General features: G+C 71.4%; 10 protein-coding genes and 1 pseudogene. 1 reads left to right on the plus strand and 10 read right to left on the minus strand.

The window, feature by feature from the left end; genetic code table 11:
- Positions 1-30: 30 nt before the first annotated feature.
- The 6 genes and pseudogenes from JYK17_RS41140 to JYK17_RS05900 form a co-directional block, all read right to left on the minus strand.
- A pseudogene (locus JYK17_RS41140) lies at positions 31-1,416 on the minus strand (PP2C family protein-serine/threonine phosphatase); the annotation flags it as partial.
- Between the two features lie 893 nt (positions 1,417-2,309).
- Positions 2,310-3,368: an ATP-binding SpoIIE family protein phosphatase gene (locus tag JYK17_RS05880; protein ID WP_108012902.1), complete on the minus strand. Its 1,059-nt coding sequence runs from the start codon at positions 3,366-3,368 to the stop codon at positions 2,310-2,312.
- Entirely contained in the window at positions 3,368-3,808 is a 441-nt protein-coding gene (locus tag JYK17_RS05885) for an anti-sigma regulatory factor (RefSeq protein WP_222809915.1), read from the minus strand. Before JYK17_RS05885 ends, JYK17_RS05880 begins: the two co-directional genes overlap by 1 nt.
- Positions 3,808-4,242: an STAS domain-containing protein gene (locus JYK17_RS05890; RefSeq protein WP_108012904.1), complete on the minus strand. Its 435-nt coding sequence runs from the start codon at positions 4,240-4,242 to the stop codon at positions 3,808-3,810. Before JYK17_RS05890 ends, JYK17_RS05885 begins: the two co-directional genes overlap by 1 nt.
- Positions 4,239-5,138 carry an STAS domain-containing protein gene (locus JYK17_RS05895; RefSeq protein ID WP_222809916.1) on the minus strand — a complete coding sequence of 300 codons (900 nt, stop codon included), beginning with the start codon at positions 5,136-5,138 and terminating at the stop codon, positions 4,239-4,241. The genes JYK17_RS05890 and JYK17_RS05895 overlap by 4 nt, the downstream gene beginning before the upstream one ends.
- 43 nt (positions 5,139-5,181) lie before the next feature.
- Positions 5,182-5,553 carry an STAS domain-containing protein gene (locus JYK17_RS05900; protein WP_108012906.1) on the minus strand — a complete coding sequence of 124 codons (372 nt, stop codon included), beginning with the start codon at positions 5,551-5,553 and terminating at the stop codon, positions 5,182-5,184.
- A 228-nt stretch (positions 5,554-5,781) separates the two neighbouring features.
- Here JYK17_RS05900 and JYK17_RS05905 point away from each other — a divergent pair, with 228 nt between their 5' ends.
- Positions 5,782-6,234, plus strand: coding sequence for an ATP-binding protein (locus JYK17_RS05905; protein ID WP_108012907.1), 453 nt, complete (start codon positions 5,782-5,784; stop codon positions 6,232-6,234).
- A 51-nt stretch (positions 6,235-6,285) separates the two neighbouring features.
- Here JYK17_RS05905 and JYK17_RS05910 read toward each other — a convergent pair whose 3' ends face one another.
- The 4 genes from JYK17_RS05910 to glgB all read right to left on the minus strand — a co-directional run.
- A complete protein-coding gene (locus JYK17_RS05910; RefSeq protein WP_108012908.1) occupies positions 6,286-6,720 on the minus strand; it encodes an ATP-binding protein in 435 nt (144 codons plus the stop codon).
- Positions 6,721-6,872: 152 nt separating this feature from the next.
- Positions 6,873-8,780: an AMP-dependent synthetase/ligase gene (locus tag JYK17_RS05915; protein ID WP_108012909.1), complete on the minus strand. Its 1,908-nt coding sequence runs from the start codon at positions 8,778-8,780 to the stop codon at positions 6,873-6,875.
- 176 nt (positions 8,781-8,956) lie between these two features.
- Positions 8,957-10,045 carry a glutamate--cysteine ligase 2 gene (locus JYK17_RS05920; RefSeq protein WP_128804094.1) on the minus strand — a complete coding sequence of 363 codons (1,089 nt, stop codon included), beginning with the start codon at positions 10,043-10,045 and terminating at the stop codon, positions 8,957-8,959.
- Positions 10,046-10,105: 60 nt separating this feature from the next.
- On the minus strand, positions 10,106-11,083 hold a 978-nt coding region (gene glgB / locus JYK17_RS05925), incomplete at its 5' end, for a 1,4-alpha-glucan branching enzyme (RefSeq protein WP_222809917.1).

Consider the following 11,083-nt stretch of genomic DNA (forward strand, 5'->3'; position numbering starts at 1 on the left):
GGAAACAAATTGATCGATCCGGCCGATCTTCTAGGCGAGGTCCGCCGCGATGTGGCACAGGAGCAGACAGATGTCGTCGTCCCGTTCGGAGTCGCTGAGGAGGGGGTCGAGGATCCGGTCCGCCGTGCCGTCGAGGTCCGCCTCCAACTCGCCCGCCGGGGGGCGTTCGAGGGCGTGCGCGAGGCGGGCGATGCCCGGGTCTATGCCCTGCGCGCGCCGCTCGACCAGACCGTCCGTGTACAGGGCCAGTGTCGAGCCGGGCGGCAGACTCACCGTGTGGTCCTGGATCTCCTGGACGAGGGGGATGCCGAGCATCGCGCCGGGCTTCTCGTCCAGCGCGTGCACCCGCCCGTCGGGAGTGCGCAGCACCGGCGGCGGGTGGCCGGCGGCGGCCCAGGTGAGCGTGGGCTCGGCGGGGTGGAAGCGGGCGATGACCGCGGTGGCGTACAGGTCGGGCTGCAGATGGTGCAGGAAGGTGTGCAGCCGGGTCAGCAGGGTGCCGGGGCTGCCGCCGTCCACGGCGTACGCGCGCAGGGCCGTGCGCAGTTGACTCATCATCACCGCCGCGTGCAGCCCGTGGCCGGTGACGTCCCCGATGACCGTGATCAGGCTGCCGTCGGGCTGACGGAACGCGTCGTACCAGTCGCCGCCGATGTTCAGCCCGTGGGTGGCCGGCAGATAGCGGGCGGCCAGCCGCAGACCCGGCGTCGCCGGCAGTTCCGTGAGCAGGGCCCGCTGGAGCGTCTCGGCGATGTCGCGGTGGTGCTCGAAACGCCGGGCGTTGTCGATGGCGACGCTGGCCCGCCGTGCGAGTTCGATCAGCATGACGGCGTCGTCGGGGTCCCAGCCGTCGCCGGGCGGTGCCAGGGTCAGCACCCCGAGCGGTGCCCGCCGCGTCGGCAACGGGATGCACAGCAGGGGCAGTTCGGGATCGAGCGCCGACGGCGGCTGGTCGTCGACCCCGGGCAGCCCGCCGGGGCCGGGCCCCGCGTACTGCGGGCGCCCGGTGCGGGCCGCGACGACCGCGGCGGCCGGGTGGGGCGTCGGGGGCTGCCGGTCACCGTCGCCGTCGAACAGCCAGACGTCGACACTGCGGGCGTACTCGGGCACGAGCAGCTCGGGCAGCCGGCGCACGATCTCCTCGTGGTTGAGCGACGAGGTCAGTACGGCGCTGGTGTTCGCCAGACAGGTCAGCCGCCGCCGCGCGTTCTCCGCCTCCGTGCGCGCCCGGCGCTCGGCGGCGAACGCCTCCCGCTGCGCGCGCCCGGCCGCGTCCAACTCCGCGTGCAGCGCCACCACGCCCTGATTCGTCTGAAGCAACTCCTCCCGATGGAAGGCGACCAGCTCCTCCTGTGCGGCGAGCTGTTCCAGCACCAGGGCCGTGTCCTTGTCGGCACCGAGGAGTGATTGAGCCAGTTCTGTCGTCTCGTCCGGGGGCTCGGAGGGGTCCACGGGGGCTGTGGCCTCGGGACGGGCGGCGGTGGTGTGCCGCGGGGATGGGGCGGTGGACTGCTGCGGGTCGTGGGCGAGTTGCTCCTGGGCGGCGAGCTGCTCCAGTACCAGGGCCTTGTCCTCGTCGGCTCCGAGCAGAGACTGAGCCAACTCGGCCGCCTGGTCCGACGGTTCCGAGGCTTCCACTGGGGCTGTGGCCTCGGGACGGGCGGCGGTGGTGTGCCGCGTGGATGGGGCGGTGGACTGCTGCGGGCCGTGGGCGAGTTGCTCCTGGGCGGCGAGCTGCTCCAGTACCAGGGCCTTGTCCTCGTCGGCTCCGAGCAGAGACTGAGCCAACTCGGCCGCCTGGTCCGACGGTTCCGAGGCTTCCACTGGGGCTGTGGCCTCGGGACGGGCGGCGGTGGTGTGCCGCGTGGATGGGGCGGTGGACTGCTGCGGGTCGTGGGCGAGTTGCTCCTGGGCGGCGAGCCGTTCCAGTACCAGGGCCGTGTCCTCGTCGGCTCCGAGTAGTGATTGAGCCAGTTCTGCCCCCTCGTCCGGCGATTCAGCAGAGTCCACGGGCGCCGTCGCCTCGCGACAGGCGACGGTGGCGCGCCACGGGGGCTGCGCGGCGGACTGCTCCGGGTCGCAGGCGACCAGCGACACGTGCAGAGCACCCGGCTCCGCCCGGCCCGCGCCGACGTCCAGCGTGAGCAGCCAGGAGCCGACCTTGGTCAGGCACTGGCGCAGCTGGGTGCCGAGCGCGGAGGTCAGACGGGTGCGGTCCAGGGCGGGGACGCCGTACGCGGCCGCCAGACGGGCGGTGGCGATACGGGCCCGGGCCGCGCCGGTGACGTCGCTGATCTGCCAGGTGCGTTTCATCCACGGTCCCGTGGGGTCGGGGCCAGTACGGCCACTGCGGTGTCGTCCCGGACCGGCCGGGCGGCGCTGCCCGCGTCGCGCAGCGTCACCGCCGCGACGACGGCCGGGTCGGCCGACAGCAGTTCGGTCCCGGCGGGCGGCGTCCAGCGGCTGGGCAGGCCGTCGCTGTGCAGGACCAGCGTTCGGTCGGCCGTCCACGGCAGCCGGTCCTCGCGCAGGGTCCCGGGACGGTGGACGCCGACGATGCCGGGGCGGGAGAGCAGGTGACGCCAGGCGTCCCCCTCCCGCAACCGGGCGCCTATGTTGCCGATACCGGCGAAGCGGAGCAGCCCGGCGCCGCTGTCGACCTGGGCGACGGCGACGGCGGCTCCGCGGGTGCCCCTCAGAGCGGTGTCGAGATGCCGCAGGCACTCGGCGGGGGTCAGCTGGGCGCAGCCGTGCAGTGCCTCCACCGCCGCGGTCGAGGCGCGCGCCGCCTGCGGACCGTGGCCCAGCCCGTCGGCCATCATCAACGTGGCCCGGTCTCCCGCCCGTACCCACGTCCAGGCGTCGCCCGAGGTCTCCGCGCGGCCGAACGGCACATTGACCCCGCCGGCCCGCAGCTCATGCGTCACGGACGGCCCGGCACCCCGCGCGGCGGCACCGATCCGGGCCACGGCCACCGTGCCCCGCCCCGGCGCGCTGTGCACGGTGAAGTCGTCCGCGACGCGCCGGCAGGTGCCCAGGCCCGCGCCCAGCGAGCGCGCCGTGGAGAAGCCGTCGCTGAGGGCGGCCGGGACGTCACCGATGCCCGGACCGTGGTCGATCGCCGCTATCTGCACCAGCCGCACCGGCTCGCGGGCGTCGGCCGGAAAGGGGGCGTGCACCAGCTCGACCAGGAGCTGCCCTCCCTGAGCGTGCTTCACCAGGTTCGTGGCCAGTTCGGTCGCCACCAGCGAGACGGCCGCCGTGCGGTCGGCGTCGAGACCTGCCTCGGCGGCGGCGTGCTCCGCGGCCACCCGGGCGTCGCGCACCCGCGTCGAGTCGTGCACGGGAACGTCCCATACGAGGGGCATCAGAACTCCTCGCGCAGCCTCGGGGGAGCGGACGCCCAGGAGACGACCGTCACCGTGGTGCCCACGCCCACGGTGCTCTCCAGGGAGAACTCGTGCACCAGACGCCGGGCGCCGCCGAGCCCCATGCCCAGGCCGCCGCCCGAGGTGTACCCGTCCTTGAGCGCCAGTTCCAGGTCCGCGATGCCGGGGCCGTCGTCGGAGAAGGCCAGCCGCAGCCCGACCGCGCGGCCGCGGGTCACCTGGGCCGAGTCCATGCGGCCGCCACCGCCGTGCACCAGGGTGTTGCGGGCGAGTTCGCTCGCGGCGGTGACCAGTTTCGTCTGCTCCACCAGACCGAAGCCGAGCCGGGCCGCGGCCTGCCGCACATGCTGCCGCACCCACACCAGATCCAAGTCCGAGCCGATCGGCAGGCAGGCTTCCACGCCTGCGGACGTGGGCATCACGGATGCTCCGCGGACGACCGGCGGAAACGGGAGCCCGATCCCGTGCGGGCGAGCAGGTCCATGGCCGCCTCGGCGTTCAGGGCGGTACGCAGCCCGGGCAGCGTCAGCCCCAGCTCCACCAGCGTGATCGCGACCGCGGGCCGCATGCCGGCCACCACCGTGCGGGCGGCGAGCAGCGAGGACTGCGCCGCGATCTCCGCGAGGACACGTCCCAGGTAGGAGTCGACGACCTCCATGCCGGAGATGTCGATCACCACACCGGTCACGCCACTGGTCGCGATCGTCGCGCCGATGTCCTCCTGGAGCTGCTGAGCCACGCTGTCGTACAGATCGCCCTGCAGCGTGACCAGCAGGACGTCGCCCAGCCGGAGCACCGGCACATGGGCGGAGGCGCCGGGGACGGAGACAGGGCGGCCGTAGGAATCGCTCACCGAAGTCTCGCACCGTCCGCCGCCGGACCGACGATGCCGGCGCCCAGCTCGTGCAGGGCGTAGGCCAGCGCGTCGGCGAGGCTGGCTCGGGTGACCACCGTGCCGAGGTCCAGGCCGAGATGGACGATGGTCTGCGCGATCGCGGGCCGGATGCCGGAGACGACGCACTCGGCGCCCATCAGCCGGGCGGCCGCGACGGTCTTCATCAGGTGCTGCGCGACGAGTGAGTCGACCGTCGGTACGCCGGTGATGTCGAGGATCGCGAACCGGGCGTGCTGCTCCACGATGGCTTCCAGCAGGGTCTCCATCACGACCTGGCTGCGCGCGCTGTCGAGCGTTCCGATCAGCGGCACGGCCACGATGCCGTCCCACAACTTGATGACGGGGGTGGCCACTTCGAGCAGCTGGAGCTGCTGCCGTTCGATCAGGGCCTGTCCCTCCGACAGCGCGGTGTCCAGGACGACCAGCCGCAGCGTGCCCATCAGCACGGTCAGAGCCGTCGTGCAGTCGCGCACCCGCTCGGCCGGTGCGTCCTTGAGGTCGGAGATCAGCAGGTTCAGCGCGGGCGGGCGCAGCCCTTCGACCTCGGCCGACACCTGCGCCGTGGTGAATCCGGCGCGGGAGCGGGCCGCGCCCATCCGCGCCAACTGCTCGCGCACCACGGTGAATCCGGCGGCGTCCGTGTCGTGCATCCGCTCGGCGTCCGCGACTTCGGCCAGCGCGTCGACGACATGCCGGGCCGCCTCGGCTGCCTCGTCCCTGGACACGGTGAACACGGTGCGGAACATGGACTCGTCGGCCCAGCGCTGGGCGATCTGCTCCCGGCGGCGGCGCAGGAACGCGCCCACCTCATCCGCGGGCGATCCCTGTGTTCCGGCGGCTTCCTGCTCCGGCACGTATGCACTCCTGCTCTTGTCGGCTGTCGTCGGTGGACCGGGATCACTCCTGAGCCTGGAGGATGCGGACAAGAGCCTCCTCGGCGCTCTCCGAGACCGGCACCGTGATGCTCACACCCGTGAGATCGAGAACCCGTCGTACGGCCGGTGCGGGGGAGATGATGTGGACACTCCCGGGCAGGTCGCGGGCCTCCTGGTAGATGTGCAGGATGATCCTCAGCCCCGAGGAGTCCATGAACGGCACTTCCGAGAGATCGAGCAGGAAATGCCGCCGGCCGTGATGCAGCTGGTTGGCCAGATGATGTTCGAACTCCGTTGCGGTGTCGACATCCAGATAGCCCTGCACCGTGAGGAGCGCCACGTCCTGCGCGGGCAGACTGACCTCGACGGACAGGGGGGTGTGGGCAACGGACACGTCTACCTCCAACGACTACGGGTACTGCAGCGGTCCTGCGCGGTTACCCCTGATCACGATCTACATGCACGGGCATGTGGAAACCGTGTGCGGGGCCCCCGGAGCTAAGTCGTACCGATTGCAAACGACCGGGCCGGGTAGCTGCTGCTGTAGGACAGGAATCGGCCACGCCGTCAGGGGCGGAACCGTTCGAGTGAGGTATGGAGGGCTCTGGGTGGTGATGGAGCAGTGAACCAGCCCGGTGGGGTACGGCCCTCGGTGCAGGTGACGACCGCCGGCGCGGCACGCGCCTACACACGGTCGGTCGTACGCGAGCAGTGGGAGTCGGGCTTCCGCACGGCACGTGAGGCGGACATCATCGATCTGCTCCTGGTCGTGTCCGAACTCGTCACCAACGCGATCCGGCACGGTGACGGACTGGCGGGATTCGACGTCACCCCCGCGCTCGGCGGAGTCCGGATCACCGTCGAGGATCACAGCGACGTGGTGCCGGAATCGGCCTACGGCTCCGGCGCGCTGCCCGCGGTGCACCGGGGCAGTGGCTACGGCTGGCCGCTGATCATCCGGCTGGCGCGGGACATCACCATCGAACGGCGCCCCAGGGGCGGCAAGACGATCAGCATGCTGGTTCCCCTGCGTGCCGCGGACCGGCACTCCCCGGGGGCCGAGCAGCCGGCGTAGCACCCCGCATCCCGCCGGCGAAGGGCGAATCTCACCAGGGAAGGACGAACCTCACCAGGGCAGGAAGAGGTGAATGTCCTTCCCGCTGTCGTTCGTGGCGACGCTGATCTGGTCGCACAGGGCATGCAGGAGATGCCAGCCGACCCCGCCGCCCCCGCCGTCGGGATGGAAGGGGCGGGGCGCCGGAGGGACGGTGCTCGTGTCGTGCATGACCACATGGACACCGTCGAAGGTCCTGCGCATCCTCAGCTCGAACGGACCCGGCGCGTACTGGATCGCGTTCGCCGCCAGCTCCGTGACGACCAGCAGCACGTCGTCCCAGTGCTCCGGTGTCGCAGGGGGTGTCACCTCCGCAAGGTCTTCCAGGAAACGCTCCGCGTCGAGGCGGGCGTCCGTCACGTTGTGCAGCTCGCCGGGGAACCGAGTGCTCCGCTCGGGTATCTCTCCGGGAGTCGGCGTCTTGTTCCAACGCGGTTCGGTCGCCATCTCACCTTTCCCGCCCCGTCTCTTCGGCGCCGCCTTTCCGGCACTCGTATCTCTGGAGTGTCCACGTTCCCAAGCAGCCGGAGGTCAAGCATCTCTGAACCGTCACATCTGTATCGATCACGGCCGTATCGATCACAGAGGGTCACGCGCACTCAGCGGAACACGTTGTCCGCCTCGTCCCAGCTCGAGAGCTCGTCAGGCACCGTCTGCCGCGGCGCGCGCGTACGGGCCTGGTACATCGCGTCGATCTCGAAGGCGTAGTGCTTGACGATCGCGTCCCGGCGCAGCTTCATGGACGGCGTCAGCAGGCCGTTGCTCATGTCGAACGGCTCCGCGAGCACCCGGAAGACCCGGATCGACTCCGTGCGCGAGACCGCGCTGTTGGCGGCGGCCACCGCCCGTCCGATCTCCTCCCGCAGCGCGTTCTCCTCCCGGGCCTCCCGGCCCGGGCTGCCCGCCTGCAGCGCCAGAGTCCCCCGCCAGTACGCCAGGAACTGCGGGTCCAGGGTGATCAGGGCCCCGACGCAGGGGCGGTTGTCGCCCACGACGACCGCCTGATGGATCATCGGATGCATGCGCAGCCGCTGCTCCAGGGCGGCCGGGGCGACGCTCTTGCCGCCGCTGGTGACGATGATGTCCTTCTTGCGGCCGGTGATCGTCAGATAGCCCTCGGAGTCCAGCCGCCCCAGATCACCCGTGGCCAGCCAGGCGCCCCGCAGCGCGGCACGCGTCGCCTGCTCGTTGTTGACGTAACCCTGGAACACCGACGGGCCGCGCACCAGGATCTCGCCGTCGTCGGCCACCATGATGTCCGTGCCCGGCAGGGCCTGCCCCACCGTGCCCGACATCTCCCGGCCCAGCGGCTGTGCCGTGACGCCGCCGCCGGACTCGGTCAGGCCGTACCCGTCGTTGACGTAGATGCCGATCCCCTCGAAGAACAGGGACAGTTCACGGCTGAGGGTCGAGCCCCCGGACGACGCCCGGCACACCCGGCCGCCGAGCGCCGCACGCAGCTTGCGGTACACCGTCCGCTCGAACAGGGCGTGCTGCAGCCGCAGATCGAAGCCGGGACCCGAGCCGCCGCCCAGCCGCTGCCGCTCACAGGCCGCGGCGAAGTCCCGCGCGGTGTCGGCGGCCCGCTCGAACAGGGCGCCGCGGCCCGACTCCTGGGCGGCGCGCAGGAAGTTCTTGTAGATCCGCTCGAAGAGGGAGGGGACGGCACAGATGTAGGTGGGACGGAAGGACTTCAGCGAGGCGGCCAGCGCTTCCTCGCTGAGATCGGGTTCGTGGCCCATCAGCATTCCGCCGCGGATGCACAGGCCCTGCACCATCAGGCCGTAGACGTGCGAGAACGGCAGGAAGGCGAGGACCGTGGCCTGCGTCTCGCCCGGCGGGATCACCGTGTGGCCCCAGCCCGCGAGGAGGGTGTCGCAGGGGCTCGCCAGATTGCGGTGGCTCAGCGCGCAGCCCAGGGGATGGCCCGTGGTGCCGGAGGTGTAGCTGACGGCGGCGGTGGAGTCCGGCAGCACGATGCGGCGCATCGACTCGACCGTGGCGAGCGGGATGTACGTGCCGCGCTGCACCAGGTCCTCCAGCGCGCCCGCGTCCAGCTGCCAGACGTGGCGCAGCTGCGGCAGTACCCCGCACACGGAGCCGACTGTCATCACCGCCTGCTCGTCCTCCACCACCACGGCCACACAGCCGGCGTCCCGCAGGATCCACTCCACCTGGTCGCGCGAGGACGTCGGGTAGATGGGGACGATCTCGGCGCCCACGGCCCACAGGGCGTAGGAGAGCACCGTCCACTCGTACCGGGTCCGCGCCATGACCGCCACGCGGTGACCCGGTGAAATACCGCAGGCGATCAGGCCCTTCGCCAGATCGACGACCTGGTCGCGCACCTCCACGGCGGTCACCTCCTCCCACGTGGTGGAGGAGGGGTCGGTCCGGCGAGCGAGCAGTGGAAGGGTGGGGTTGAGGGCAGCCGTCTCGAAGATGCTGTCGGCCAGCCCGCCGGTCAGGGACGAGACGCTGGGGGGAGCGAGGGCGAAGTCGCGCATGCGCTGCTCCTGGGCTGTACGGAGGGTGACCACGCCGACGAGTTCCGTTGTCGACGGTGCTCGAATCTAGCCCAGGTCAGGGCGGATGGTGACCGGAACTTGTGAAGTTGCACACCCGTGATGATCTCGGCGTGTAGAGAGGCCGCGAACTTCCGTGCGCGCAGGGGTTCTCGGTGTCAGTTCTGGGTGTGCCGCGCGCACGCCGTGACGACCTCGCGAAGGCTTCCGGACTGCTCCAGGAGCCCGCGCTGGATGCGCGCGCCGGTGCCGTCGTCGAGCAGTTGGGCACAGCCCACCCGGGCCCGCTCCAGATCGTCGCTGTCCGTGAGCGCCTGCCCGGTGTGCTCCAGCAACGCGGCCACCACTCGCTCGGCGGGCGCCCGGCGCATGGTCGCCGGGTGCAGCAGCTCCCCGTCGAGGCCGGAGCGCGCGGCCCGCCAGGCGGCCATCCGCAGCAGGTTCACGCTGTGGTCCACCGGCTCGCGCCCGGCCCGCCACTCGCGGGCCGCGGTCTCCACGAGCCCGCGGGCCAGCAGGGCGACGAGCACGGCCGTGGAGGCGTGCAGACAGACGTCGGCCACCCGGATCTCCACCGTCGGATAGCGCTGGGAGAGCCGGGCGTCGAAGTAGATCATGCCCTCGTCGAGGATCACGCCGCTCGCGACCATGTCCGCCACCCGCCGGTGATAGCGCTCGGCGGAGCCGAACATCTCGGCGGGCCCGGCCGACGGCCAGCGCTGCCAGACCTGGCTGCGGTAGCTGTCGTAGCACGAGTCCTTGCCCTGCCAGAAAGGGGAGTTGACGCTGAGCGCGGTGAGGACCGACAGCCAGGGCCGGATGCGGTCGAGGACCGCGACGCCCTCCTCGTCGGAGTCGACGGCTACATGGACGTGGCAGCCGCACACCAGCTGCTCCTGGGCGGCGATGCCGAACTGCTCCGCCATCCACTCGTAGCGGCGGCCCCTGCCCAGGGACGGGCTCACCGGCAGCGGGGAGCTGGCCAGGGCGGCCACCGTGCACCCGATCTCCCCGGCGTGCCGGCCGGCCTCCTTGCGGCAGCGGACGATCTCCGTGCTCAGGTCCGCCATGTCGGCCTGGGGGTGCGTGGCGAACTCCAGCATCTGGCCGTAGAGCTCCTTCTCGAACACCTCCTGGTCCGGGTCGTCCTGCTCCGCCCGCGCCAGCACCGCGGCGGACAGCGCCTTGGGCTCACCGGACTCCGGGTCCACCAGGAGGAGTTCCTCTTCCACTCCGACGGTCCGCACTGAGGCCGCCTCTCTGTGACATCGCCAGGGGTTACGACATCACCGAGTACCCCGCATTCGTCACCGCAAGGGGGTGAGCCAGATAGTCGCGAGCGGCGGCAGGGTGAGGGTGATCCGTTCCTCCTCGGTCTTGAGGTCGTCGGGGTTGGTGACGTCGCCGCCGCCGTAGCGCGCCGCGTCCGTGTTGAGGACCTCCCGCCAGGCCGGGACGTGGTCGGGCGCCCAGAGGCGGTAGTCGTGGCGGACGACGGGGGAGAAGTTGGAGACCGAGAGCAGCGGGGTGCCGTCGGCGGCGTACCGCAGGAACGCGAACACGTTGTCCTCGGCTGCGTCCCCCAACGCCCACTGGAAACCGCCCGGTTCGGTGTCCCGCTGCCACAGCGCCGGGGTCTCGCGGTAGATGCCGTTGAGATCGCGGACCAGGTCGCGCACCCCTCGGTGATCGGCCTCGGCGCCGTAGCCGGGGTCGAGCAGCCACCAGTCCGGGCCGTGCTCCTGGGACCACTCGGAACCCTGCGCGAACTCCTGCCCCATGAACAGGAGTTGCTTGCCCGGGTGGGCCCACATGAAGCCCAGATAGGCGCGGTGGTCGGCCCGGCGCTGCCACCAGTCGCCGGGCATCTTCGACACCAGCGCCTGCTGGCCGTGGACCACCTCGTCGTGCGAGATGGGCAGGACGTAGTTCTCGCTGTAGGCGTACACCATCGAGAAGGTCATCTCGTTGTGGTGGTACTTGCGGTGCACGGGCTCGTGCTGCATATAGCCGAGCGAGTCGTGCATCCAGCCCATGTTCCACTTCAGCCCGAAGCCCAGCCCGCCGCAGTCGGTGGGGCGCGTCACGCCGCCCCACGCCGTCGACTCCTCGGCGATGGTCACCACACCGGGCGCCCGGCGGTACACGGTGGCGTTCATCTCCTGCAGGAACGCCATCGCGTCCAGGTCCTCACGCCCGCCGTGCACGTTCGGTGTCCACTGGCCCGAGTCGCGCGAGTAGTCCAGGTAGAGCATGGAGGCCACGGCGTCCACCCGCAGGCCGTC

Origin of the sequence: Streptomyces plumbidurans, from assembly GCF_019857225.1 — a bacterium.
Classification (GTDB): domain Bacteria; phylum Actinomycetota; class Actinomycetes; order Streptomycetales; family Streptomycetaceae; genus Streptomyces; species Streptomyces plumbidurans.